Source organism: Kaistia sp. MMO-174, assembly GCF_037147815.1.
GTDB lineage: Bacteria > Pseudomonadota > Alphaproteobacteria > Rhizobiales > Kaistiaceae > Kaistia > Kaistia nematophila.
In genome coordinates this window covers 774,563-800,067 of record NZ_JBBCUO010000002.1, presented here as the reverse complement: position 1 = coordinate 800,067, position 25,505 = coordinate 774,563, and the positions used below count along the sequence as shown (strand labels likewise).

Below are 25,505 nucleotides of genomic sequence, written 5' to 3'. Positions count from 1 at the left end.
GTGATGTAGAAACGTAGCTACAAGACGGAGCCGTGCTGTGAGTGTCACGACCCTGACCAGCCGCGAGTTCAATCAGGACACCAGCCGCGCCAAGAAGGCGGCGAGGGCCGGTCCGGTGATCATCACCGATCGCGGCCGGCCGGCGCATGTCCTTCTCTCGATCGAGGAATATCGGCGGCTGACGGGAAAAGGGCGGAGCGTCCTTGAGGCGTTGGCTCAAACAGACGAAGCCAGTGACTTTGAGTTCGACCCGCCCAAGATGGGCGGAAGTTGGCTCAAGCCTGTCGATTTCGAATAGTGTTCATCCTCGATACGAACGTCGTGTCGGAGCTGCGCCGGCCGGAACGGTCCGATCCCAATGTGCAGTCGTGGATTGCCGGGCAGGCGCCGGCCGCGCTCTTTCTATCTGCCGTGACCGTGCTGGAGCTGGAGATCGGCGCCAGACGAATGGCGCGAAAAGACGCGAGGCAGGGCGCGGTCCTCACGTCGTGGGTCGAACGGCAGGTTCTGCCGTTCTTCGAGGGACGAATCTTGCCCATCGACGTGCCCGTCGCGTTGAGGTGTGCTCCGCTGCACGTGCCGGATCGTCGGAACGATCGGGATGCCTATATCGCCGCGACAGCGCTTGTTCACGGAATGACCGTCGTGACGCGCAACATCGACGACTTCGACGAAACCGGCGTGCCGCTCATCAATCCTTGGCAGGAACTGCCGCGATAGTCCTAGATCGCGAAGCTGGTGCCGCAGCCGCAGGAGGCGGTGGCGTGCGGATTGCGGATCTGGAACGACTGGCCGATCAGGTCGTCGACGAAATCGATTTCGGACCCGTCCATATAGGGCAGGGAGATCTGGTCGATCAGCACGGTCGCGCCGTTCTTCTCGATCACCAGGTCGTCTTCGGCGCGCGTCGTGTCGAGGTCGAAGCCGTACTGGAAGCCGGAGCAGCCGCCGCCCGAGACGGAAACCCGCAAGGCCGTGCCGCTCGGCTCCTTGGACAGGATGCGGGCGATGCGCTTGGCAGCGCGGTCGGACAGGGTCACGTCGAGCGTTTCAGTGGTCATGTCAGCTTCCGAAAATTGGGGTACCTTGCAGGCGCCCGAACCCGATAGTTAGGAATGCGATCGGCGGTGTCAATCTTTACCGCGCCGGGCATGGGGAGAGGGAAGTTGAAATGGAAGGCCTGATCGGCTTTGGCATAGGTCCGCATGCGGCCTTCGCCGTCGACCCGGCGACGAGCCGGGGCCGGCTCTATCCCGAGCCCGAAAGCCCGACCCGCACGCCCTATCAGCGCGATCGCGACCGCATCATCCATTCGACGGCGTTCCGGCGCCTGAAGGACAAGACCCAGGTCTTCCTGTTCGACGAGGGCGACCACTACCGCACCCGGCTGACCCACACGATCGAGGTGGCGCAGATCGCCCGCGCGCTGGCGCGGGCGCTGCGGCTCGACGAGGATCTCGCCGAGGCGATCGCGCTGTCGCACGACCTCGGCCACACGCCGTTCGGCCATGCCGGCGAGCGCGCGCTCGACCGGATGATGGCGGGCCATGGCGGCTTCGACCACAACGCCCAGAGCCTGCGCGTCGTCACGCGGCTGGAGCGGCGCTATCCGCATTTCGACGGGCTCAACCTCTCCTGGGAAGCGCTGGAGGGACTGGTCAAGCACAATGGGCCACTCGTCGACGCCGAGGGCAGGGGCGTCGGCGCCTATTCCGGCAAGGAACTGCCAGCGGCGATTCTCGCCTATACGGCCGAGCAGGATCTGCAGCTTGCGACCTACGCCTCGGCCGAGGCGCAGGCGGCGGCGATCGCAGACGACATCGCCTATGACGCGCATGACATCGACGACGGGCTCAGGGCCGGCCTGCTGACCGTCGACGGCCTGCGCGAGGTCGATTTTCTCGGCGAGATCCTCGACGTCATCGAGGCGCGCCATCCGGGCCTAGAGAAGCCGCGCCTCGTCAACGAGGTGGTGCGGCGCGTCATCACGCGGATGATCGAGGACGTCATCGCCGAGGCGCTGCGCCGCCTCGATGCGACGCAGCCGGGATCGGCGGATGCGCTTCGCCACGCCGGCCGGCCGATGATCGCCTTCTCGCCGGTGCTCGCCGCCGCCGACCGGGCGATCAAGACGCATCTCTGGCACAACGTCTATCGCCATTCGCGTGTCATGCACGTGATGACGGCGGCGGAGGGTGTGGTCGAGCGCCTGTTCGAGCGCTACTGGACCGATCCGGATGCCCTGCCGCCGGAATGGCGGAGCGGGCTCGACCCGGCCGATTTCCCACGTCGCGCGCGACGAATCTGCGACTTTCTCGCCGGCATGACCGACCGCTATGCATTGCGCGAGCATCAGCGTCTGTTTGACGCTTCGCCCGATTTGGGTTAGGCGCGCAGCACGAATTTTCCTTCCGCCCGAAGGGCTGTACCCTGCTATGAATATTTTCCGCGACTTCACCGCACGCGTCACCTCCGCCGTCGAGGTCATCCTGGCGGCGCGCGACAGCGCCCCGGTCGACCTCTCCCGCATCGTCGTCGAGCCGCCGCGCGACGCCGCCCATGGCGACCTCGCGACCAACGCCGCCATGGTGCTGGCCAAGCCCCTCGGTCTGAAGCCGCGCGACCTGGCCGAGGCGATCGCCGGCCGGCTGCGCGACGACGAGGACGTTGCTTCGGTCGAGGTCGCCGGTCCGGGCTTCATCAACCTGACGCTGGCCGGACCCTATCGCGCCCATGCGCTGAAGGCGCTGATCCAGGCGGGCGGCACCTATGGCCGCAGCCGTCTCGGCGCGGATCTCAAGGTCAATGTCGAATATGTCTCGGCCAATCCGACCGGCCCGATGCATGTCGGCCATTGCCGTGGCGCCGTCGTCGGCGACGCGCTGGCCAACCTGCTCGACTGGGGCGGCTACGACGTCACCAAGGAATATTACATCAACGACGCCGGTGGCCAGGTCGACGTCCTCGCTCGCTCGGCCTTCCTGCGTTATCGCGAGGCGCTCGGCGAGACGATCTCGATTCCCGAGGGGCTCTATCCCGGCGACTACCTGAAGCCGGTCGGCGCGGCGCTGGCGGATGTGCATGGCCGCAGGCTGCTGGACATGCCCGAAGCCGAGTGGCTGCCGCTCGTCCGCGACGCGGCGATCAGCGCCATGATGCTGATGATCCGAGACGATCTCGCGCTGCTCAACGTCCATCACGACGTCTTCTTCTCGGAGCGGACGCTGAGCGGCGAGAATGGCGGCAAGATCGGCGCGACTATCGCCGACATGCAGCAGAAGGGCTTCGTCTATCGCGGCACGCTGCCGCCGCCGAAGGGGCAGCTGCCCGAGGACTGGGAAGACCGCGAGCAGCTTCTGTTCCGCGCCACCGATGTGGGCGACGACATCGACCGGCCGCTGATGAAGTCGGATGGCAGCTACACCTACTTCGCCGGCGACGTCGCCTACTTCAAGGACAAGTTCGACCGCGGCTTCCGGCAGATGATCTATGTGCTGGGCGCCGATCACGGCGGCTATGTGAAGCGCCTGCAGGCGGTCGGTCGCGCCATTTCCGGCGGCACCGCGTCGGTCGATGTGCTGCTCTGCCAACTCGTGAAGCTTTTCCGCGCCGGCGAGCCCGTTCGCATGTCGAAGCGCTCGGGCGATTTCGTGACGCTGCGCGACGTTGTCGAGGAAGTCGGCCGCGACGCCGTGCGCTTCATGATGCTCTATCGCAAGAGCGACGCGCCGCTCGATTTCGACTTCCAGAAGGTGACCGAGCAGTCGAAGGACAATCCGGTCTTCTACGTCCAGTACGGCCATGCCCGCGCCGCTTCGATCCTGCGCAACGCCGCGCAGGAGCTGCCGACGCTCGATCTCTCGGCTTCGGCGCTCGCCGGCGCAGACCTCTCGCTGCTCGACGATGCCGGCGAAATCGGCCTGCAGCGGCGGCTGGCGGAATTCCCGCGAATCATCGAATCGGCGGCCGAGGCGCACGAACCGCACCGGATCGCGTTCTACCTCTATGATCTTGCAGCAGAGTTCCATCAGCAGTGGAACCGGGGCAAGGATCTGCCGCAATTACGGTTTATTAACCTTGAGCAACCACAGTTGACCGCGGCCCGGCTCGCCCTTGTTCATGCCACAAAGCTGGTGCTGTCATCCGGTTTGCTGGTGCTCGGAGTCGATGCGCCCGAAGAGATGCGGTGAAGTCTCTCGGACTGGACGTCGATTCTGACGCCAGGTTCCGGTTGAGGCGGAAAGTGGAGCGCGATGGCAGATCGCTACGATAATTCGTTCTCGCGGCGGCCCCCGCCGCTCGGCGAGGACTTGGCGCGGCGCAATGCGCAGCCTGCGCCTACCGAGGAAGATCCCCTGGTTGAGCTCGCCCGGATGGTTTCGGGCAATTCCAGCTTCGACGACATCGTGGGCGGCCGCGCGCAGCCCGCGGCGCCGGTCGTGCGGCCTGCGCAGCAGGCCAATGTCCGCGATACCTCGTTCGATCTCGAATCCGAGCTGATGAACGACTTGCAGTCGTCCTTCGATCCGGCGACGCGCGCCGCCGCGGGCCGTCCGCTGCAGGTCGAGCCGCAGCCGCCGCGCGCCGCTCCGCCGCGCGACGAGGGATTCGATCACATGCGCCTGCGACCCGGCGCGCCCGCCGCGCCGCCGCCGAACTGGCAGGCAGCCCAGGCGCAGCGCGCGGTCGATTCCCGCTACACGCAGGAGCCGCGCTATGCGCAGGAAGCCTATGCGCAGCCTGCGGTCGAGGAAGCCGATCCCTATGCCGGCACCGCCTATGCCGGCGCGGCTGACTATGGACGCGATCCGCGTGGCCAGTCGGCTCCTGCCGCCGGCTATGCGCAGCAGGATCACTACTATTCCGGCCAGGAAAACGGCGCCGACGATCATTCCACAGGTTACGACGCCGAATATGGCGATGATGCGAATGGCGGCTATGACGACGAGGGCTACGAGGAGCGCCACGCGCATCCCGAGCGCTATGCGGAGCCGCGCCGTTCGCGCAAGGGCCTGATCATCGCCGCGTCCGTTCTCGCCATCGTGCTGGCGGGCGGCCTCGGCGCACTCGCGCTGAAGGGCGGCGACGGCGTCGCCACCAGTGGCGCGCCGCGCGTCATCGCCGCCGACGAGGGGCCGACCAAGGTTCAGCCGGCGCCGACGACCGAGAACGACGTCGCCCAGAACAAGTTGATCTACGACCGCGCCAGCCCGGAGCTGGCTGGCGACGAACAGCTCGTGCTGCCGGATGACGGGCCGATCGACGAGGCTCCGGCCTCGAACGAATCGCAAGCGAGTCGCGAGATATCGCGCATCATCCTGCCGGGCGCGCCGGGCGATTCCGCCGCGCCGTCGTCGATCGACGATCTCGCCGGTGGCGCGGCCGCGGCTCCTGCCGCCTCGGCGGATGCCGATGCCGGCCCGCGCAAGGTTCGCACCGTCGTCGTAAAGCCGGACGGCACGATCATCTCGAGCGAGGCGCAGCCTCGCAACGGAACCGGCGCGCAGGCGGCTCCGGCCGCGCCTGCCGCCGCCCCGGCTACCGTCGCGGCCGCGCCGCAGGCTGCCGCGCCTGCCGACGACGCCCCGATCCAGATGTCGGATGACGCCGATGGCGATGCTCCGGCCGCAGCCGCTCCGGCCGCGCCGCAGAAGGATGCCTCGCAACTCGAGGCTCCTGCCGTGGCTCCCGCCAAGCCGAAGCCAGCGGCGGCGCCGGCCGCTGCCACGCGGGCTCCGGCTTCGGGCGGCTTCGTCGTCCAGGTCGCCTCGCAGCGCACCGAGGAAGCGGCGATCGCCTCTTATCGGGCGATGCAGCGCAAGTTCCCGAGCGTGTTCGGTTCGCAGGAGCCGAACGTCGTGCGCGCCGATCTCGGCGCCAAGGGCATCTACTACCGCGCTCGTGTCGGCCCGATGGCGACGCGCGACCAGGCCGTTTCGTTCTGCGAAAGCCTGCGCTCCGCCGGCGGCGACTGCATCGTCCAGAAAAACTGACCGTGACTGGCAGGCGGCGGATCGGATCCGCCGCTTGCGGTCCTTACGGCAAGCGGCTAAGGCCGAAGCATGACCGCCAAAGCATTCATTTCCGGCTGCGCCGGCCGCAGTCTTTCGGCCGATGAGATCGCGTTCTTCCGCGACGAGCGGCCTTGGGGCCTCATCCTCTTCAAGCGCAATATCGGGACGCCGGAAGAAGTCTGCGACCTCGTCGCGACCTTTCGCGACATCCTCGACGATCCGGACCGGCCCGTGCTGATCGACCAGGAGGGCGGCCGGGTTCAGCGCATCGCGCCGCCGCACTGGCGCAATCGCCCGGCGGCGCGCTTCGCAGGCGACCTCTATGCCGAAGACCAGGCGGCAGGTCGGCGCATGGCGTGGCTGCATGGCCGCTTGATCGCCTCCGACCTGATCGATCTCGGCATCACGGTCGATTGTGTGCCGGTGCTGGATGTCGGCCGGCCAGAGACGCATGCGGCGATCGGCAACCGTGCCTATGCCGAGCAGGCGGAACTGGTGTCGATCCTGGGCCGCGCGACGGCCGACGGGCTCGCCGCCGGCGGCGTCCTGCCGGTGATGAAGCACATGCCCGGCCATGGTCGCGCCACCGTCGACAGCCATCTGAGCCTGCCGGTCGTCGAGGCGAGCCTGCGCACGCTGGAGACGACGGACTTCGTGCCGTTCATGGCGCTGAACGACCTGCCCATGGCGATGACGGCCCATATCGTCTTCACGGCCATCGATCCGGACCGTCCGGCGACGACCTCGCCGGTTGTTGTCGACGAGATCATTCGCGGCCGGATCGGGTTCGACGGCCTGCTGATGAGCGACGACCTCTCGATGAAGGCGCTCGGCGGCGATTATGCCAGCCGCGCGGCGGCGGTGCTTTCCGCCGGCTGCGACATGGTCCTGCATTGCAACGGCGTCATGGAAGAGATGGCCGACGTCGCGCGCTCCGTCCCGGAACTGGCGGGCAGGGCGGCGGAGCGGGCTGCTGCGGCGCGCGGCGCGCGCAAGCCGCCGCATCCGCTGGACCGCGAGGCTGCCGAGGCGGAATATGCGACGCTCGCAGAGCGCGCCGGCTGGCCGCCTGCGGCCGCCTGAAGCGCAGGGGAGACCCGATGGCCGCGACCCGCGACATCGACGGCCAGAGCGAACTCTGGGAGACGACCGACCGCAAGGATGACGATGCGGCGCTCGTCGTCGACGTCGACGGCTTCGAAGGGCCGCTCGACCTGCTGCTGGCGCTGGCGCGTACGCAGAAGGTCGATCTCGCGAAGATCTCGATCCTGGCTCTGGCCGAGCAGTATCTCGCCTATATCGAGCATCTGCGTCAGCTCCGCCTCGAACTCGCGGCCGACTACCTCGTCATGGCGGCCTGGCTCGCCTATCTGAAGTCGCGCCTGCTGCTGCCGGCGCCGGCGCCGGACGAAGAGCCGAGCGGCGAGGAGATGGCGGCGGCGCTGGCTTTCCGGCTGCGCCGGCTCGAAGCGATGCGCGATGCCGCCGCCAAGCTCGTCAACCGCGATCGCCTTGGTCGCGAGGTCTTTTCGCGCGGCATGCCGGAGCCGGTCGAGGTGATCCAGCGCAGCGATTATTCGGCGACGCTCTACGACCTGCTGACAGCCTATGCCTCGCAGCGCCAGCGCCAGATGGTCTCGGTCGTGCATGTCCGGCGGCGGCAGGTCTGGTCGCTCGCCGAGGCGCGCGAGGTGCTGACGCGGATGATCGGCAGCATCGCGGACTGGACGCCGGTCGACGTGTTCCTGTCGCCGTGGATGCAGACGCCGGAAATGCGGGCGACCGTGCTCGCGAGTTCCTTCAGCGCCAGTCTGGAGCTGGTGCGCGAGGGCAAGGTCGAATTGCGCCAGACAGGCCCCTTCGCGTCGCTCTACATGCGCGACAGGGACCGCGATGGCGCGGAGGTGAAGAACGATGGCTGATCTCGGAAATCTCACCTTGCTGGCGCCGGAGGAGCGCCGCATGGCGCTGCGCATGGTCGAGGCCATGCTGTTCGCCAGCGCCGAGCCGCTTGGCACCAGCGAGATCGCCGCGCGCCTGCCGGAGGGCAGCGATGTCGACGGGCTGATCCGCGAGCTGGAGCACGTCTATTCAGGGCGCGGGGTCAACCTGGTGAAGGTCGCGGGCAAGTACATGTTCCGCACCGCGAGCGATCTCGCTTTCCTGCTGCAGCGCGACGCCGGCGACCAGAAGAAGCTGTCGCGCGCCGCGCTCGAAACGCTGGCGATCATCGCCTATCACCAGCCGGTGACGCGAGCCGAAATCGAGGAGATCCGCGGCGTCTCGATTTCCAAGGGCACGCTCGACGTGCTGATGGAGGCGGGCTGGATCCGTATGCGCGGCCGGCGGCGGACGCCGGGGCGCCCGGTTACCTATGGCACGACGGAGGGCTTCCTCGTCCATTTCGGCCTCGAGGCAATCGGCGACCTGCCGGGGCTGGAGGAACTGAAAGGAGCGGGCCTGCTCGATGGCCGCATTCCGCCCGGCTTCACCGTGCCGGAGCCGCGCGACGGCGATGCCCTGACGGCCGACGAGGATCCTCTCGATCCCGAGGATCTGCTCGCGGCCGGCCTGACGGACCACGATTAAGCCTGTCCAGCGCTTCCGCTTGCGTCAGCTTGGCTCCCGCCTATGCTGACGTTGCGAAAGGTCTGCCGGGGAGGTGGCCTGCGATCCGCCTGGGGAGGCCGCCTTGTCCGAAATTTCGATCAGCCGTCGTCGATTGTTCGCCATTGGGGCAGGGGCAGCCGCCATCGCTGTCCTGCCGGGCGTCTCATCCGCCTTGTCGCCGATCCCGGTCCGCATCGTCACCGGCGGCAAGGGCGGCGTGTTCTATCCTTATGGCGAGGGGCTGGCCCGGGTGCTCTCGGCGCACGGCGGCAATCTCAGGGCCACCGCGGAGGCCACGGGGGGCTCGGTCGACAATGCGCGGCTCGTCCATGCGGGCAAGGCCGATGTCGGCTTCGCCACCTTCGATTCCGTCTTTGACGCCGTCCATGGCGCCAGCGCCTATGCCAAGGACGGCAAGCTCGAACTGCGCGTCCTGGCGGTGCTCTATGATTCCTACCTGCACGTCGTGGCGCGGAAGGATGCCGGCATTTCCTCCATTGCCGACCTCAAGGGCAAGCGCGTGTCGGTCGGCTCGCCCGGCTCTTCGGCCGAGACGATCGCCGGGCGCGTGCTCGAGGTCGCCGGCATCGATCCCGCCCACGGCGTCGAGCGATCCAACCTCGGTGCGGCAGAATCCGCCGAGGCGCTCAAGGCCGGCAGGATCGACGCCTTCTTCTGGGCAGGCGGCGTGCCCACCGCCGCCGTGCAGGAGCTTGCGGCCGCCGGCAAGCCGGAGATCGTGTTCCTCTCGACGGCTGCCGAGCAGGCGGCGATCGACAAGAAGTATCCCGGCCTCTACCGCCCGCTCACCCTGCCGAAATCAGCCTATGCCGGGATGGCCGCCGACGTGTCGGGCCTCGGCGTGGCCAATGTGCTGATCGTCTCGGTCAAGGCGAAGGACGCCTTGGTGACAGAGTTGCTCGAAGGGATCTTCGACAACCTCGATGCCATTCACAAGCTGCATCCCGAGGCGGCGAAGCTTTCTCTCGCAAGCGCTGCAGCGGCGACCGCCGTGCCGTTCCATCCCGCCGCCGAGGCCTTCTACAAGGCGAAAGGGACCTGACGCGCGCCGGTTGCAGCCCAGCCGGGCGCATGGCGAACTCGACGGCGGCGGCATCAGGCGCTAAACCGCTCGCATGAGCGCAAGCACCCAATGGATTGAACGCACCGCCTGGGGCCGTCGCGGCACCGCCGGTGTCACCATCGCCGCCCGTCTCGGCTTCGACGCCGTCACGCACCACTACGGCGATGCGCCGTCGCTGCGCGGCATCAGCCTGGAGGTCGAGCCGGGGGAGGTGGTCTGCCTGCTCGGCCGCTCGGGCTGTGGCAAGACGACGCTGCTGCGGGTCACGGCGGGGCTGGAGCGCCCCTCCGGCGGCCGTGTCACGGTCAATGGGCGCGAGATGGCGGGGCCCGCCGTCTTCGTGCCGCCCGAGAAGCGCGGCGTCGGCCTGATGTTCCAGGACTACGCACTCTTCCCGCACATGACGATCCTCAAGAACGTCATCTACGGCCTCAACGACCTGCCGCGCGCCGAGGCCGAGCGCCAGGGCCTTCATGCGCTGGGGCGCGTTGGCCTGGAAGGCTATGCCGCCGCGCATCCGCATGCGCTTTCCGGCGGCGAGCAGCAGCGCGTGGCGCTGGCCCGCGCCATAGCGCCGCGCCCCTCCATGCTGCTGATGGACGAGCCCTTCTCCGGCCTGGACAAGCGGCTGCGCGATCATGTGCGCGAGGAGACGATGGCGATCATCCGTGAGACGCGGGCGACCTGCATCATCGTCACGCACGACCCGGAAGAGGCGATGCGCATGGGCGACCGGATCGCACTGATGCGCGGCGGCCAGCTTCTGCAGGTCGGCACGGCGCGGCATCTCTACGAGCATCCCGTCGACCTCTACGCTGCCCGTTTCTTCTCGGAACTGAACGAGTTCGAGGCGACGGCGAGGAACGGCCGCGTCGAGACGCCGCTTGGAACCTTCGGTGCGCGCGGCCATGCCGACGGCTCCCCGCTCTCGATCGGTATCCGGCCGCAGGGCGTGGGCTTCACGCTCGCTGGCGACGGTGTGCCGGGGCGGATCGTCGGGCATCAGTTCCTTGGCGAAGTCGATCTCCTGAGCGTCGCCATCGACGGCATCGACGTGCCGATCCGCATGCGCACCCGCGACAACGCCGAGCCGTTCGTCGTGGGCAGCACGGTCTGGCTGACCATAGATCCACGCGACGTTCTGGTGTTTGCTAAAGCGTCCGGATAACCTTACATGCGGGTCACATGGTTGGTTGCGGCCGCAGGGTCCGTCTGCGATAGTCGCCCCAACCGAACGCATAGCGCGTGAATTTGTGGAGATGAGTTGATGGGTTCTTTCAGCATCTGGCACTGGCTGATCGTGCTGGTGATCGTCCTCCTGCTCTTCGGCAAGGGGAAGATTTCGGATGTGATGGGTGACATGGCGAAGGGCGTCAAGAGCTTCAAGAAGGGGCTCGCCGACGATGACGAACCCGTCGCCAAGCCCGCGATCGACAGCAAGCCTTCCGATGTCGTTTCGTCGTCGACCGACGAGAAGACCCGCGCCAGCTAAGTCCTGAAAAAGGGCCGCGAAGCTGCCTTGGATCCGCGCATTTCTCGCGCGGGTCGGAGGTAGGCTGGTCGGTATGAGAGAATGCTGGATATCGGCTGGAGCGAAATTCTCGTCATCGCCGTGGTGGCGATCGTCGTGGTTGGTCCCAAGGATCTGCCACCCATGTTGCGCGCATTGGGGCGAACCGTCTCCAAGATGCGCAAGATGGCGGGCGAGTTTCAGGGGCAGTTCAACGAGGCGCTCAAGGAAGCCGAACTCGACGACGTCAAGAAGTCGTTCGACGAGCTTCGCGGCCTGAACCCGCTGAACGACATCAAGGACAGCCTCAATCCGCTTTCGGGGCCGATCGCCAAGCCGTCGCCGGCTCCGGTGCCGCCGCCTGCCGATCAGCCGGCGCAGTTGCTGGCGCCGGCCGACGTCGAGCCGGCCAAGCCGCTCGAAGTGCCGGCCGCTGCCGAGCCGGCCGCCGCTGCGAAGCCGAAGGCCAAGCGCAGCCCCGCCAAGAAGGCTGCGGCCGAGGAAGGCGAGGGCGAGGTCAAGCCGAAGCCGCGGGCCAGGGCCAAGCCGGCCAATGGCGCCGAGGCGGCTTCCGGCGAAGCCAAGGCGCCGTCGCGCGCCCGCAAGCCGAAGCCGCCGGTCGACGCCGCATCTTCCGCCGAAGTTCCCGTCGCCAGCGCGCCCGCCGCCGTTGAGCCGGTTGTCGCCAGCGTGACCGAAGAGCCCAAGACATGAGCGAAAAGCCTTCGGCCGAAGACGAGATCGAAGCCAGCCGCATGCCGCTTCTCGATCACCTGATCGAGCTGCGTTCGCGCCTGATCAAGGCCCTGCTGGCGGTTCTCGCCGCCTTCCTGGTCTGCTTCTATTTCGCCGGCACCATCTACAACATCCTGGTCATCCCGTATGAGTGGGCCGTCGGCCCCGCCCAGGACGTGAAGCTGATCTACACCGCGCCGCAGGAATATTTCCTGACGCAGATGAAGCTCGCGCTCTATGGCGCTGTCTTCATCGCGTTCCCGGTGATCGCGATCCAGGTCTACAAGTTTGCTGCGCCCGGCCTCTACAAGCACGAGAAGCGGGCGTTCATTCCCTATCTGATCGCGACGCCGATCCTGTTCCTGCTCGGCGCGGCGCTCGTTTATTTCCTGATCCTGCCGCTGGCGCTGCACTTCTTCCTGTCGTTCCAGCAGACGGGCGGCGAGCACAAGGCGCAGATCGAGGCGCTGTTCAAGGTCAACGAGTATCTCGGTCTGATCATGACCCTGACGCTCGCCTTCGGCATCGTCTTCCAGCTGCCTGTCGTGCTGACCCTGCTCGGCCGGGCCGGGATCGTCACCAGCCAGATGCTGAAGGACAAGCGGCGCTACGCCATCGTCATCGCCTTCGTGGTGGCGGCCGTGCTGACGCCGCCGGACATGGTCAGCCAGATCTCGCTCGCCATTCCGGCGATGCTTCTCTACGAACTGTCCATCTTCTCGGTCCGCATGGTCGAGCGCAAGCGCAGCGAAGCTACCGCCGAGGACGAGGAAGAGGCGGCCGAGTAGCCTGGCCGCCCGTCTTGTCGGTATTCCGGAGCCACGCCATCCCGAGCGGATTGCGTGGCTCCTTTCGTTTCGGCGCTCGCAGCGACCGGATTTGCAGCCTTCCCCCCATGCCGGGCGCGCAGCCGGGTTGATCCGGCGGCTGTCTCACACTATCCGTCATGCGGCGAATGCTTTGCCCTTCCGCGGCCGGAACGCCGGCTGCCTTCTCTTCGAGGCACGATCATGCTCGACATCAAATGGATCCGTGACAACCCTGACGCGCTCGACCGCGCGCTTGCCAGTCGTGGAGCTGAGCCGGTCTCGTCGAAGCTGATCGCCTTGGATGAGGCGCGCCGCGCCCATATCGTCCAGGTCCAGGCCGCGCAGGAGCGCCGCAACGCCGCCTCCAAGGAGATCGGTAAGGCCAAGGGCGCCAAGGACGAGGAGACCGCCCAGCGCCTGATGGCCGAGGTCGCCACGATCAAGGAATTCCTGGCGCATGCCGAGGAAACCGAGCGCCAGCTCAACAGGGAACTGGACGACGCGCTGGCCGTGATTCCGAACGCGCCGCTGGAGGATGTTCCGGTCGGCGCCGACGAGCACGACAACGTTCCCTATTTCGGCCGCAACCAGACCGAAGAGCAGGCCGCCGTGGCGCGTCCGAAGAAGCGCGTGCATCCCTTTGCAGCCAAAGAACATTTCGAGATCGGCGAAGCCCTGAATCTTATGGATTTCGAGGCAGCCGCCAAGCTTTCCGGCAGTCGCTTCGTCGTCCTCAAGGGACAGCTTGCCCGGATGGAGCGGGCCATCGGCCAGTTCATGCTGGACCTGCATACCAACGAGCACGGTTATACCGAGGTGCAGCCGCCGCTCCTGGTCAAGGACGACGCGCTCTACGGCACGGCGCAGCTGCCGAAGTTCGCCGAGGACCTGTTCAAGGCGGGCGAGCAGCACTGGCTGATCCCGACCGCCGAGGTGCCGCTGACCAACCTGGTGCGCGAGTCGATCCTCGACGAAAAGGAGCTGCCGCTCCGCTTCACGGCGCTCACCCCCTGCTTCCGCTCGGAGGCGGGTTCGGCCGGCCGCGATACGCGCGGCATGCTGCGCCAGCACCAGTTCAACAAGGTCGAGCTGGTCTCGATCACGACGCCCGAGACCTCGATCGACGAGCACGAGCGCATGCTCTCCTGCGCGGAGGCCGTGCTGCAGAAGCTCGACCTGCATTACCGCGTCATGACGCTCTGCACCGGCGACATGGGCTTCGGCTCGCGCAAGACCTATGACATCGAGGTCTGGCTGCCGGGCCAGAACACCTATCGCGAGATCTCCTCGGTTTCGGTCTGTGACGATTTCCAGGCGCGGCGCATGAATGCGCGCTATCGCCAGGGCGCCGAGAAGGGCACCCGCTTCGTTCACACGCTGAACGGCTCGGGCACCGCGGTCGGCCGCGCCCTGATCGCCGTCATCGAGAACTACCAGAACGAGGACGGCTCCATCACGGTCCCGGCGGCGCTGAAGCCCTATATGGGCGGACTCGAGAAGGTGGGCGCCTGAGGCGTTCGAACCGGCTTCATGTCTTCGCACGCGGCTACCGCGGCGAAGGCCATCCGACGAGATAGCAAGGCTGACCCAATGCGCATTCTGATCACCAATGACGACGGCATTCATGCTCCCGGCCTCGCCGTGCTGGAGCGCATCGCGCGGACGCTCTCCGACGATGTCTGGGTGGTCGCCCCGGAGACCGATCAGTCGGGCCTTGCGCATTCGCTGACCCTGAACGATCCGCTGCGGCTGCGGCAGGTTTCCGAGCAGACCTTCGCCGTTCGCGGCACGCCGACGGATTGCGTCATCATGGCCGTCCGCAAGGTGATGGATCGCGCGCCGGACCTGATCCTTTCCGGCGTCAATTCCGGCCAGAACGCCGCCGACGACGTCACCTATTCGGGCACGGTCGCCGGCGCCATCGAGGGCACGCTGCTCGGCATTCCGTCGATCGCGCTCAGCCAGGCCTATGACTTCACCGACGGCCGCCGCATCATCCCCTGGGAGACGGTCGAGGCGCATGCGCCTCGCATCCTGAAGAAGCTGGTGGCGCATGGCTGTCCGCGCGGCGTGCTCTACAACCTGAACTTCCCGAACACGGCGCCCGGCCTGGTCGCCGGCGTCGAGGTGACGTCGCAGGGCGTGGTCACGCACGGCCTCAGCGTCGACGAGCGCCATGACGGCCGTGGCAACCCGTATTTCTGGCTGAAGCATCACCGTGTCTCCGAGGAGCACGCCGCCGGAACCGACGTCCATGCCATCCGGCGCGGCGTCATCTCGATCACGCCGCTGCGCATCGACATGACCGCCTATGATCAGGCGCACGAGCTGAACGCGCTCTTCGCTTGAGGCATCGCGACAGCCGCGGGTCGCGCATCTTTCCGGCGCGATCCGCCAATTGCCCCGAAATGACGCAAAATCATCGCCAGCGCTGCGCGCAATAAGACGCCGTTTACCACCTCGGCCGCATGTGTAGGGCTCGGAAGGCGAGGGCGCGTAGCGTATGGCACTCGAGGCGGTTCAGTTTCACCCGATGGACTATGAGGCGTTCGACGATAATCTCGTCCCGATCGCCCAGTTCCTGCTGCGTCTGCGCCAGTTCGGCATCATGGACCGGCGCATGGTCGATGCCTTCGAGGCCATCCCGCGCCAGCCTTTCCAGCCGTTGGACGCAAAGCGCAGCCCGCTGTTCAACGAGCGTCCGCAGCCGATCGATTGCGGCCAGCTCGACACCCCACCGCTGCTCGCCGCCCGCATTATCGAGGCGCTCGCGCCGACGACCCGCTGCCGCGTGCTCGATGTCGGCACCGGCACCGGCTATCTCGCGGCGGTGCTGTCGCGCCTGTCGCGGCGCGTCTACACGGTCGATCGCTTCCGGACCTTGGTTTCGGCGGCGCAGTCGCGCTTCGAGATGCTGCGGATCGCCAATGTCACTTCCGTCTTCGGCGACGGCCTTGACGGCTGGCCGGAGAAGGGGCCGTTCGACCGCATCGTTTCCTCGGCTTCCGCTCCCGCCGTGCCGCCGGCCTTCGTCGAGGCGCTGAGCACCAACGGCACGCTCGTCATGCCGATCGGCCCCGACGAGGGCATCCAGACGTTGACCCGGTTCATCCGCGTCGATCGTCAGCTGGTCGCGACGCCGATTTGCCCGGTTCGCATGGTGCCGCTGATCAAGGGCAGGGCGGCCCGGCTCTGATTCGGCGTGGTGCTGCGCCCCCCTTCATTCTTGGATATTCCTGTAGGCACCCAATCGCGATGCCGGACGCGGGCTTCGCAGAGGCAGGGTTCCGTCCGATGTCTCGCGTCCCGCGTGCGGGCGTTCGGCTTCGCCCGCCTTCATGTTCTGGCCTGAACCGACCGCACCGGGGCCGGCTTTCCGCCTTGTTTTGCCGGACGATTCTCAACCGGGCGGCAGGGCGCCCTAGGGCAGGAAGCGCGGCATCCTGCGGCGGAAAATTCGCGGGATTGTGCAATGCCGACGAAGTTTTGCATCCCGTTTAAGCCTTTATCAACGTTACCGGCGTTTATTAGCCTCATGTGTGGTGTGGCGTTGCGAGTTGGCTCGATGTGCAGAAATGTCTCCTCTTTTCGGTCTCGGACTCTCTCCCAGGTTGCGGTCATCGCGCTCCTTTCGGGCTTGACCGCTGCCTGCAGCGCTGACGGTTCGCGCTACGGCTCGATCTTCACCGGCAGTACCGCCAATCAGCGGCAGATCATCGGTGGTTCGCAGCCGATGCCCGCTCCGGTGGACTACGGCGCCAGCAACAGCGACGTCGTTGCGGTTCCGCCGCCGTCGCGCGCCGTGAGCCGTTCGGACCTGCCGCCGATGCTGCCAGGCACCCAGCAGAACCCGCAGGCCGTGGCGGCAGCCCCTTCCTATGAAACGCCCGCGCCGCGTGGCTATACGCCGCCGGCCGACGCCCAGCCGATGCAGGTTGCGTCCGCTGCCCAGCCGCCGCGCCGCAACGGCGCCTGGTCGACCGAGGGCGGCACCGTCGTGACGCTCGGCCCCGGCGAGACGCTCTCTTCCGTGTCGCGTCGCTATGGCGTTCCGATCAAGGAACTGGCCCGCGTCAACAATATCGGCAATCCCTCGCAGGTCGGCGCCGGCACGCGCCTGACGATCCCGACCTATGGCCAGGGCGGCGGCGCCGCCGTCGCCGAGGCGCCCGCCGCCTCGTCGCCGCAGAGCCGTGACAGCACCCAGCTGGTTACCGGTCCCGCGCCGGCCGGCGAGCGCAAGCCGGTCGCCTCCGCCGAGGGCTCGTTGAACGGTGTGCACACGGTTTCGCCCGGTCAGACGCTGTCCTCGATCGCCCGTCTCTATGGTGTCAGCGCCAAGGACCTTGCGGCCGCCAACAGCCTGTCCTCGACGAACCAGCTAAAGTCCGGCCAGAAGCTCCGCATTCCCGGTAACAACGGCAATCCGCAGGCCGTCGCGCTTCGCACCGATCCGTCGCGCCGCGAGGAGAAGCCGCAGGGCGAGGATCCGAACGCCAAGCCGGTCGCCGCAAACGCGCCGCAGAAGTCGGTGGAGGAGCCGGCAACGACGGCCAGCGTCGCCAAGCCGGTCGAGACGGCTTCGATCGCCAAGCCCGCGACGCCGAACCAGCCGGTGGCCTATGCGCCGCCGACCGAGGACGCGCCGGCCGCGACCAACGCCAGCGCCGATCCGGGTTCCGCCAACGGCACCACGTTCCGCTGGCCGGTGCGCGGCCGCATCATCACCGGCTTCGGCGCTTCGGCGACGGGCGAAAAGAACGACGGCATCAACCTTGCTGTTCCGGAAGGCACCTCGATCAAGGCCGCCGAGGCCGGCACCGTGATCTATGCCGGCAATGAACTCGAGGGCTACGGCAACCTGGTCCTCGTCCGTCACGCCGACGGCTGGGTCTCGGCCTACGCCCACAACAGCAAGATTCTGGTCAAGCGCGGCGATTCCGTGCGGCGCGGCCAGATCATCTCGCAGGCGGGCGCGTCCGGCTCGGTGAATGCGCCCCAGCTTCATTTCGAGCTTCGCAGGGGCTCGAAGCCGGTCAACCCGCTGGACTACCTGCAGGGCTGATCGACCAAGGCCGTTCATCGTTTCTGGTAAACGCTGAACGGCTTTAGTCCCTTGTCTGATCGCGTTTTCTTCACGCGAACCGGTATCCACTTCGCTTGAAAACGCTCTAGTCCTGGCCGGTACGACCTCGTCTCGTGGGTGTTAGCCGGTCATCATTCTGGCGGGGCGGCTTCAGCCCGTAAGAGCGACCCCAAGTCGTCCCGCCAGATCCTGCACATATTGCCAGGCGACGCGGCCAGACCGCGCGCCGCGCGTCGTCGACCATTCGAGGGCCTCGGCGCGCAGGACCTCCGGGGCCACATCCAGCTTGAAGTGCTCGGCATAGCCGTTGACCATGGCGAGATAATCGTCCTGGCTGCACTTGTGGAAGCCGAGCCAGAGACCGAAACGGTCCGAAAGCGAAACCTTCTCCTCGACCGCCTCGCCGGGATTGATCGCCGTCGAGCGCTCGTTCTCCATCATGTCGCGCGGCAGCAGGTGGCGCCGGTTCGACGTGGCGTAGAACACGACGTTCTCGGGCCGGCCCTCGACGCCGCCGTCCAGCGCCGCCTTCAGCGACTTGTAGGACGTGTCGTCGTTGTCGAAGGAAAGATCGTCGCAGAACAGGATGAAGCGGCGGTCGAGCCCGCGCACCAGCGTCATCAGCTCGGGCAGGCTGTCTATGTCCTCGCGGTGGATCTCGACCAGCTTCATCGGATGGCCGCCCGGCAGCTTGGACGGGTCGCTGTTGATCGTCGCATGCGCCGCCTTCACCAGTGAGCTCTTGCCCATGCCGCGCGCGCCCCAGAGCAGGACGTTGTTGGCCGGCAGGCCGCGTGCGAAGCGATCGGTGTTGTCGACCAGGATGTCGCGCACGCGGTCGACGCCCTTCAGAAGCACCATCTCGACGCGATTGACCTTCGGCACCGGCTGCAGCGTGCCGGTCGAGGCCTGCCAGACGAAGGCATCGGCGGCGTCGGGGTCGAAGGCAGGGCGTGCCGGCGGTACGGCGCGCTCGATCAGGGCGATCAGCCGGTCGAGACGATCGGCGACGGATTTCAGGGTATCTTCTGTCACAGTGCATTTCCTCGGGCCCGTCCCTACCTCTCGTTCTGTCGAGGGGGCGCGGACCTGCCGGCGGGTGGGGTGAATGGCGTCCCGGACGAAGGCGAAACGCCGCATCCGGCCCTCCGGGCGATCTCTTCCCGCATGCAAGCGAGGGTTCCGGACGACAATCGCCACTATCATGCCGGTGCGGCCATTTGCAAAGGCCTGCCGCGTCGTTATATTCCGCGCCGTTTCGCGTACCGCTGTCTCTCCCTATGTGAAGGTCGGCGCAAACCACGCGTCTTGATCCGACGGGCCGCCAGCGGACCCGCCAACGCTACAGGGAGCATCCATTTCCATGTTCATTACCCCCGCCTTCGCTCAGGCCGCCGGCGCACCCGCTGGTGGTGCCGACCTGCTCATCCAGTTCGTGCCGTTCATCTTCGTCTTCGCCATCATGTGGTTCCTGATGATTCGGCCGCAGCGGCAGAAGCAGAAGGCGCATCAGGAGATGATCAAGGGTGCGCGCCGCGGCGACACGGTCGTGATGTCAGGCGGCCTGATCGGCAAGATCAACAAGGTCGTCGATGATTCCGAAGTCCTGCTGGAAGTGGCCGAGGGCGTCCGCGTTCGCGTCTCGCGCTCTGCCATCGCCGACGTGCGCGCCAAGGGCGAGCCGGCCAAGGACGGCGAATAAGCCACCGCTTAGCTCCCCCTGATACAACGGCCCCTCGGGGCCGAGATCGACTGGAACGGTTTCCATGCTGCACTTTACACGCTGGAAGATGATTGCGATCCTGGCCGTCGTGGTGGTCGGGCTCCTCGCGGCGCTTCCCAATCTCTTCTCGAAGGAAACCGTTCAATCCTGGCCGAGCTGGGTGCCGAAACGGCAAATGGTCCTCGGCCTGGATCTCCAGGGGGGCGCCTATCTCCTCTATGAGGTGGATCGGCAGGATTACGTGCAGAAGCGCCTGCGTTCGCTCGTGGGCGACATCCGCAAGGCGATGCTGCAGGAGCCGCGCATCGGCTATTCGGGCCTCGGCGTCCAGGGGCAGGGCGTGCAGCTCCGCGTCCGGGACCTGTCGCAGCTCGACGAGGTGCGCAAGCGCCTCGAGCCGTTGCGCAACCAGCTTTCCACGTCCGCGCTCGGTGGCACGGCCGTCAACGAATTCGACCTGAACGTCGGCAGCGACGGCCTGGTCCAGATGTCCTATTCGGAAGCCGGCCTTGAGCAGCGCATCCGCCAGATCGTCGATCAGTCGATCGAGGTCATCGGCCGCCGTATCGACCAGCTTGGCACCGTCGAGCCGTCGATCCAGCGTCAGGGCTCGGACCGCATCCTCGTCGAGGCGCCCGGCCTCGACGATCCCGAGCGCCTGAAGACGCTCGTCGGCCAGACCGCGCAGCTGACCTTCCACCTCGTCGACACCGGCGTTTCGCCGACGGCCGACACGCGCAAGCCGGGCACCATCGTCCTGAACTCGAACGACAACCCGCCGGTTCCCTACGTGCTCGAGGAAGCGCCGCTCCTCACCGGCGAGGACCTGACCGACGCGCAGGCCACCTTCGACCAGCGCACCAACGAGCCGGTCGTGTCGTTCCGCCTTTCGAGCTCCGGCGCGCGCGTCTTCGGCGACGTCACCGCTAAGAACGTCAACCGGCCCTTCGCCATCGTCCTCGACGACAAGGTGATCTCGGCCCCGGTCATCCGCGAGCCCATTCTCGGCGGTTCCGGCCAGATCTCCGGCAATTTCTCGATCCAGTCGGCCAATGACCTCGCCATCCTGCTGCGCGCCGGCTCGCTGCCCGCCAAGCTGACGATCGTCGAGGAGCGCAATGTCGGCCCGGGTCTCGGCGCCGACTCGATCCGCTCCGGCAAGATCGCCGCCATCATCGGCACCGCCGCGGTCTGCGCCTTCATGGTGATGACCTATGGCGTGCTGGGCTGGATCGCCAATATCGCGGTGATCGTGAACGTCATCCTGATCTTCTCCATCGTGACGATCCTGGGCGCGACGCTGTCGCTACCCGGCATCGCCGGCGTGATCATCACGGTCGGCACCGCGGTGGACTCCAACGTTCTGATCTATGAGCGCATACGCGAGGAATATCGCGCAGGGCGATCGGCGATCGCGTCCATCGACGCCGGCTTCCACAAGGCGCTCGGCACCATTCTCGACGCGAACGTGACCACCCTGATCGCAGCCCTCGTGCTCTTCTACATGGGGTCGGGCCCGATCCGCGGCTTCGCCGTCACGCACGCCATCGGCGTCGCGACGACGATGTTCACGGCGTTCACCTTCACCCGCCTCCTGGTCGCGATGTGGGTGCGTTGGCGCCGTCCGACCAAGATCACGCTCTGAACCGAAGCGAGGACAGAAACCATGGCTCATCTTCGCATCGTTCCTGACAACACCAGCATCCCGTTCATGCGGATGCGGAAGTGGACGTTTCCACTCGCCGCCTTCCTGTCGGTGATGTCGGTGATCCTGTTCTTCGCCGTCGGCCCCAACTACGGCATCGACTTCCTCGGCGGCACCGTCATCGAGATCCAGACCAAAGACGACCATCCGGATCTCGGCGGCCTGCGTTCGAACCTGAACGGCCTCGGTCTCGGCGACGTCCAGGTGCAGACGATCGGCGCCGAGAATTCGATCCTGATCCGCATCGGCCAGCAGACCGGCGGCGAGGAGGCCCAGCAGGCCGCCATCGCCAAGATCCGCACGGCACTCGCCGATCAGGCGGAGTTCCGCCGGACCGAAATCGTCGGCCCGCGCGTTTCGGGCGAACTGGCCTACAAGGGCACCATGGCGATGCTGGTGACCTTCGCCGCTATCGCCATCTATGTGTGGTTCCGCTTCGAATGGCAGTTCGCCGTCGGCTCGATCATCTCGGCCGCCAACGTCGTGGTGATGACCTTCGGCTTCTATGTCGTCACGCAGCACGAGTTCAATCTGACCTCGCTCGCTGCCATCCTGACGACGATCGGCTATTCGCTGAACGACACGGTCGTGGTCTATGACCGAATTCGCGAAACGCTGCGAAAGTACAAGAAGATCCCGCTCGGCGACCTGATCGACCGCGCCATCAACGACATGCTCGGCCGTACCGTCATCACGACGGTGACGACGTTGATCGCGCTGTTCTCGCTCTACCTGTTCGGTGGCGAGGTCATCCAGGCGTTCACGCTCGCCATGATCTTCGGCGTGCTCGCGGCGATCTTCTCGTCGGTCTGCGTGGCCGCGCCGATCCTGATCTATTTCGGCGTGCGCTCGGACCAGATGACGAAGAAGGAAGACGTGGAGGCGGCCGGCAAGGCCTGATCCGGCATGGCGCTCTTCACGCGGCCATCCAAATCGCTGCGCCCCCAGCACTTTCCTGGACAGGCGCCGATCGACGTCTACGGCGAAGGGGTTTTCCGCTTCGCCGAGATGTCGCACTCCGGCTCGCTTCTCTGCCTGCCGAGCGGCATCTATGGATGGCCGGTCGCCGGCGCCGCCGAGATCACCGCCGAGACGCTCTCGGACGTGTTCGCCGAGGCGGCCGACGTCGCGCTGCTGGTGATCGGTTGCGGCCGCGATATCGCGGTGGTGCCGAAGGAACTGCGCGAGCAGCTCAAGGCGGCCGGCATCGGCGTCGAGGTGATGGCCACGGGCCCGGCGGTGCGCACCTACAACATCCTGCTCGCCGAGGGCCGCCCCGTCGCGGCGGCGCTCGTCGTCGTCTGATTGGTTTCGTTTGATGGACGTCTTCGCCCTTTGCGCCGATGAAGTGCGCGCGCATGACCGCGATCGGTATCTCGCCGATCTGTTCGCCCCGGAAGCGAAGCGGCGCTATCTCTTCGCGCTCCACGCCTTCAACCTCGAGATCGTGCGGGTGCGGGAGCTCGTCAGCGATCCGATGCCGGGCGAGATCCGCCTGCAATGGTGGCGTGATGTCCTGGCCGGCGAGGCGAGGGGCGAGGTGGCGGGACACCCGGTCGCCGCCGCCCTGCTCGAAACCATCGGCCTGCACCATCTCCCGCGCGCCGCCTTCGACAACCTGATCGAGGCGCACATCTTCGATCTCTACAACGATCCGATGCCGACGCTCGGCGATCTCGAAGGCTATGCCGGCGAGACGGTCTCCGTGCTGATCCAGCTGGCCGCGCTCGTGCTCGCCGGCGGCGAGGATCCGCATACGGCGGATGCGGCCGGCCATGCCGGCGTCGCGCAGGCGCTGACCGGGCTGATGCGCGCACTGCCGTTCCACGCCCGCCGGCAGCAATTGTTCCTGCCGGCCGACCTCATGGACCGTCACGGCGTCAGGGCCGATGACATCTTTGCCGGCCGGACGACGCCGGAACTGCTGGCGCTCTTGGCCGACCTGCGCGCCACCGCCCGCCGTCATCTCGAAGCCGGTCGCGTCGCGCTATCGCATGCCGACCGCGTGGCGTTGCCGGCGTTCCAGCCGATCGCGCTCGTCGAGCCGATGCTGAAGCTGATGGACCGGGCCGATTATGATCCGTTCAAGACAGCGATCGACCCGCCGCAATGGAAGCGGCAGCTTTGGCTGTGGCGCGCGGCGCGTCGGGGCCGGTTCTAGGCCTGGCTCTGTCGGCTGCGGCTGCCGCGTGGCGAGGCTGGAGGCAATCTCACCCTCGACCGTCATCCCTGCGAAAGCAGGGATCCATGCTTCGGCAATTCCCGCACCCGGCGAGCGTGCTGGTTAGTCGCCCAATCAAGCGGCCCAGCCACCTGCGCGACGGCCAAATGGATCCCGGATCTCCGCTTCGCTGCGTCCGGGACGACGGCGAGCGGGTGGTGAGCTGGAAGGTGCCATTTCACAGAGCGCCGCTTTGAGTGAATGCCCCTGGCCCTCGCCTGAAGCCCAGGGCGCGATGCCCGTCACGTCGCCCCGTGCGTCAGTATGTCGATGTTGTGGGCATGGCGGACGGCGCCGCGCGCGGCCTCGCTCTGGTTGAAGATCTCCAGCGTCTCGGTCTCGTCCTCGCCGACGGGCATCAGCGCGGCGTCCATGTAGCGCGCCTTGTCGGGACTGGCCTCGATGCGGCGGCGCTTCCATTCGAGCTTGCCGAGCAGCCACAGTAGCCTGGCGCTTTTTGCGACCGTCTCGAGCGCCTCGCGCGGATAGAAGCGCCAGGCGGGCTCGATCGGCATCCCGGGGCGGCGGTCGAGCCGGTCCTTGAAGCGAAGGACGCCGCCCTGCAGCGGATGGACGTGCTCGACGTCGACGGAGGTCGAGAACCACATCAAGAGCTTCATGATGCTGGTCGTCCTCACCCCGGTGGCGGCGGCGCGGCGCAGGATCGTCACCATGTGCTCCGGCGAATAGAACAGCCGCCAGGCGTCGCGATAGATGCCTTCCCATTCCTGCTGCGACATGCGCTCATGGCCAGTCACGGCATGTTCGAGATCGTATTTGTTGAGGTCGCCGTCCATCGCGATGCCCTTGCGATGCAGCGACTGGTGGTCCTCCGAGCCGGGGAGCGGCGTCAGGAAGAAGAACTCCAGGATATCGAGCGGCAGCTCGCGCTGGATGATGCCGATGTCGCGGCGGATGCTCTCCGGCGTGTCGTTCGGAAAGCCGAGGATGTAGCCGGCATAGGTGATGATGCCCTGCCGCTTCCAGTCGAGCAGCATCCGTCGATATTCGGTGATCTTGTTCTGGCGCTTCTTCGCCGCCATCAGGTTGTCCGGATTGATGTTCTCCAGCCCGATGAAGACGCGGGTGACGCCGGCCCGTTTGCACTTCGCGATGAAGTTGGGGATCTTGTGGCAGAGCGTGTCGACCTGGATCATCAGGCCGATGCGCATTCCCTCCCGCTCGCGCAGGGCGATGATGCGGTCGAGGATGATCTCCCAGTCCTTGTTGCGGGCGAAATTGTCGTCTGTGATGAAGTAGTTGTGGATGCCCTGCGCCAGGTTTTCGCGGATCAGCTTCTCGACGTCATCCGGCGAGCGGCGGCGGGACTTGCGGCCCTGGACGTTGATGATGGTGCAGAACGAGCACTGGAACGGGCAGCCGCGGCCGGCGTCGAAGGAGGTGTTGCCGCCGAGCGTGCGGGCGACGTAGCCGGCCGGCAGGAAGGGCGGCGGCGTGCCCTCGACGCTCGGCAGGTCCTTCATGTAGTTGTAGATCGGCTGCAGCGTGCCGGCGGCGGCGTCGAGCAGCACGCGGTCGAGCCGCTCCTCCGCCTCGCCGGCGAACAGGCTGACGCCCATGTCGAGCGCCTGCTGCAGGTCGACATGCAGGTCCGGCAGCATGGCGAAGCAGCCCGAGACGTGGAAGCCGCCCATCGCCACCGGGATGCCGGCTTCCCGCAGCGGTCGCGCGAGATCGAGCGCATGCGGATACTGGTTCGACTGGACGCCGACCAGCCCGACCAGGCCGAAATTGCCGTTCTGGCGGAATTCCTCGATCAGTCGTTCCAGCCGGACGCGCGTATTGGTTTCGTCGATGGCGCGGATGTCGAGGATGACATCGTCGCCCAGAACCTTGCGCGCGTCGCAATCGGCGGCGAGGCCATAGAGGCTGGCGAGCGAGTTGGAGGGGATCGATGAGCGGAACCAGCGGATCACATAGCCGTCGTCGTCGTAGTGCGAGGGCTTGATCAGGACCAGGAGAAAGGGGCGCTTCATGGCAGCGCCCC

General features: G+C 66.7%; 25 protein-coding genes. 22 read left to right on the top strand and 3 right to left on the bottom strand.

Annotated features, from left to right (window positions below; genetic code table 11):
- Positions 1 to 37: 37 nt before the first annotated feature.
- Together WFK98_RS09735 and WFK98_RS09730 are read left to right on the top strand one after the other, a co-directional pair.
- Complete coding sequence (locus WFK98_RS09735; protein ID WP_336800074.1) at positions 38 to 298, top strand: type II toxin-antitoxin system Phd/YefM family antitoxin; 261 nt, start codon at positions 38 to 40, stop codon at positions 296 to 298.
- The gene (locus tag WFK98_RS09730) at positions 298 to 720 is read left to right on the top strand and encodes a type II toxin-antitoxin system VapC family toxin (RefSeq protein WP_336800073.1); all 423 of its coding nucleotides are present in this window, start codon (positions 298 to 300) and stop codon (positions 718 to 720) included. Before WFK98_RS09735 ends, WFK98_RS09730 begins: the two co-directional genes overlap by 1 nt.
- Positions 721 to 722: 2 nt before the next feature.
- Here WFK98_RS09730 and erpA read toward each other — a convergent pair whose 3' ends face one another.
- Positions 723 to 1,061: an iron-sulfur cluster insertion protein ErpA gene (erpA, locus tag WFK98_RS09725; RefSeq protein WP_336800072.1), complete on the bottom strand. Its 339-nt coding sequence runs from the start codon at positions 1,059 to 1,061 to the stop codon at positions 723 to 725.
- A gap of 110 nt (positions 1,062 to 1,171) precedes the next feature.
- Here erpA and WFK98_RS09720 point away from each other — a divergent pair, with 110 nt between their 5' ends.
- From WFK98_RS09720 to WFK98_RS09650, 15 genes are all read left to right on the top strand, one after another.
- Complete coding sequence (locus tag WFK98_RS09720) at positions 1,172 to 2,389, top strand: deoxyguanosinetriphosphate triphosphohydrolase (protein ID WP_336800071.1); 1,218 nt, start codon at positions 1,172 to 1,174, stop codon at positions 2,387 to 2,389.
- 46 nt (positions 2,390 to 2,435) lie between these two features.
- Complete coding sequence (argS, locus tag WFK98_RS09715; RefSeq protein ID WP_336800070.1) at positions 2,436 to 4,190, top strand: arginine--tRNA ligase; 1,755 nt, start codon at positions 2,436 to 2,438, stop codon at positions 4,188 to 4,190.
- A gap of 63 nt (positions 4,191 to 4,253) precedes the next feature.
- Positions 4,254 to 5,993, top strand: coding sequence for an SPOR domain-containing protein (locus WFK98_RS09710; protein WP_336800069.1), 1,740 nt, complete (start codon positions 4,254 to 4,256; stop codon positions 5,991 to 5,993).
- A 69-nt stretch (positions 5,994 to 6,062) separates the two neighbouring features.
- Positions 6,063 to 7,097 (top strand): beta-N-acetylhexosaminidase, encoded by a 1,035-nt coding sequence (nagZ, locus tag WFK98_RS09705; RefSeq protein WP_266337801.1) that lies wholly within the window; start codon positions 6,063 to 6,065, stop codon positions 7,095 to 7,097.
- Positions 7,098 to 7,114: 17 nt separating this feature from the next.
- Positions 7,115 to 7,936 (top strand): segregation and condensation protein A, encoded by an 822-nt coding sequence (locus tag WFK98_RS09700; RefSeq protein WP_266337800.1) that lies wholly within the window; start codon positions 7,115 to 7,117, stop codon positions 7,934 to 7,936.
- The gene (gene scpB / locus WFK98_RS09695; protein WP_266337799.1) at positions 7,929 to 8,603 is read left to right on the top strand and encodes an SMC-Scp complex subunit ScpB; all 675 of its coding nucleotides are present in this window, start codon (positions 7,929 to 7,931) and stop codon (positions 8,601 to 8,603) included. Before WFK98_RS09700 ends, scpB begins: the two co-directional genes overlap by 8 nt.
- A gap of 103 nt (positions 8,604 to 8,706) precedes the next feature.
- Complete coding sequence (locus tag WFK98_RS09690; RefSeq protein ID WP_336800068.1) at positions 8,707 to 9,687, top strand: TAXI family TRAP transporter solute-binding subunit; 981 nt, start codon at positions 8,707 to 8,709, stop codon at positions 9,685 to 9,687.
- 73 nt (positions 9,688 to 9,760) lie between these two features.
- The gene (locus WFK98_RS09685; RefSeq protein ID WP_266337797.1) at positions 9,761 to 10,876 is read left to right on the top strand and encodes an ABC transporter ATP-binding protein; all 1,116 of its coding nucleotides are present in this window, start codon (positions 9,761 to 9,763) and stop codon (positions 10,874 to 10,876) included.
- Between the two features lie 99 nt (positions 10,877 to 10,975).
- On the top strand, positions 10,976 to 11,200 hold the full coding sequence (locus WFK98_RS09680; protein WP_266337796.1) for a twin-arginine translocase TatA/TatE family subunit: 225 nt from the start codon (positions 10,976 to 10,978) through the stop codon (positions 11,198 to 11,200).
- A gap of 81 nt (positions 11,201 to 11,281) precedes the next feature.
- A complete protein-coding gene (gene tatB, locus WFK98_RS09675; protein WP_336800067.1) occupies positions 11,282 to 11,932 on the top strand; it encodes a Sec-independent protein translocase protein TatB in 651 nt (216 codons plus the stop codon).
- On the top strand, positions 11,929 to 12,741 hold the full coding sequence (tatC, locus tag WFK98_RS09670) for a twin-arginine translocase subunit TatC (RefSeq protein WP_266337794.1): 813 nt from the start codon (positions 11,929 to 11,931) through the stop codon (positions 12,739 to 12,741). The genes tatB and tatC overlap by 4 nt, the downstream gene beginning before the upstream one ends.
- Before the next feature lie 222 nt (positions 12,742 to 12,963).
- The gene (gene serS / locus WFK98_RS09665; protein ID WP_336800066.1) at positions 12,964 to 14,274 is read left to right on the top strand and encodes a serine--tRNA ligase; all 1,311 of its coding nucleotides are present in this window, start codon (positions 12,964 to 12,966) and stop codon (positions 14,272 to 14,274) included.
- Positions 14,275 to 14,352: 78 nt separating this feature from the next.
- A complete protein-coding gene (gene surE / locus WFK98_RS09660) occupies positions 14,353 to 15,111 on the top strand; it encodes a 5'/3'-nucleotidase SurE (protein WP_266337792.1) in 759 nt (252 codons plus the stop codon).
- Between the two features lie 154 nt (positions 15,112 to 15,265).
- Positions 15,266 to 15,958, top strand: a complete 693-nt coding sequence (locus WFK98_RS09655) for a protein-L-isoaspartate(D-aspartate) O-methyltransferase (protein WP_336800065.1) — start codon at positions 15,266 to 15,268, stop codon at positions 15,956 to 15,958.
- Between the two features lie 441 nt (positions 15,959 to 16,399).
- Positions 16,400 to 17,827, top strand: coding sequence for a peptidoglycan DD-metalloendopeptidase family protein (locus tag WFK98_RS09650; RefSeq protein ID WP_336800064.1), 1,428 nt, complete (start codon positions 16,400 to 16,402; stop codon positions 17,825 to 17,827).
- A 171-nt stretch (positions 17,828 to 17,998) separates the two neighbouring features.
- Here WFK98_RS09650 and WFK98_RS09645 read toward each other — a convergent pair whose 3' ends face one another.
- The gene (locus WFK98_RS09645; RefSeq protein WP_266337789.1) at positions 17,999 to 18,883 is read right to left on the bottom strand and encodes an ATP-binding protein; all 885 of its coding nucleotides are present in this window, start codon (positions 18,881 to 18,883) and stop codon (positions 17,999 to 18,001) included.
- Between the two features lie 328 nt (positions 18,884 to 19,211).
- On the opposite strand from WFK98_RS09645, the gene yajC reads away from it, so the two are divergent.
- The 5 genes from yajC (at position 19,212) to WFK98_RS09620 (ending at position 23,437) form a co-directional block, all read left to right on the top strand.
- Positions 19,212 to 19,550, top strand: a complete 339-nt coding sequence (gene yajC, locus WFK98_RS09640; protein WP_266337788.1) for a preprotein translocase subunit YajC — start codon at positions 19,212 to 19,214, stop codon at positions 19,548 to 19,550.
- Between the two features lie 64 nt (positions 19,551 to 19,614).
- Positions 19,615 to 21,216 (top strand): protein translocase subunit SecD, encoded by a 1,602-nt coding sequence (secD, locus tag WFK98_RS09635; RefSeq protein WP_266337787.1) that lies wholly within the window; start codon positions 19,615 to 19,617, stop codon positions 21,214 to 21,216.
- A gap of 21 nt (positions 21,217 to 21,237) precedes the next feature.
- Positions 21,238 to 22,176: a protein translocase subunit SecF gene (gene secF, locus WFK98_RS09630; protein ID WP_266337786.1), complete on the top strand. Its 939-nt coding sequence runs from the start codon at positions 21,238 to 21,240 to the stop codon at positions 22,174 to 22,176.
- 6 nt (positions 22,177 to 22,182) lie between these two features.
- Entirely contained in the window at positions 22,183 to 22,581 is a 399-nt protein-coding gene (locus WFK98_RS09625) for an Mth938-like domain-containing protein (protein WP_266337785.1), read from the top strand.
- A 13-nt stretch (positions 22,582 to 22,594) separates the two neighbouring features.
- Complete coding sequence (locus WFK98_RS09620) at positions 22,595 to 23,437, top strand: phytoene/squalene synthase family protein (protein WP_336800063.1); 843 nt, start codon at positions 22,595 to 22,597, stop codon at positions 23,435 to 23,437.
- A gap of 302 nt (positions 23,438 to 23,739) precedes the next feature.
- Here the strand turns inward: WFK98_RS09620 and WFK98_RS09615 are convergent, their stop codons facing one another.
- Entirely contained in the window at positions 23,740 to 25,494 is a 1,755-nt protein-coding gene (locus WFK98_RS09615; protein ID WP_336800062.1) for a B12-binding domain-containing radical SAM protein, read from the bottom strand.
- Between the last annotated feature and the right edge of the window lie 11 nt (positions 25,495 to 25,505).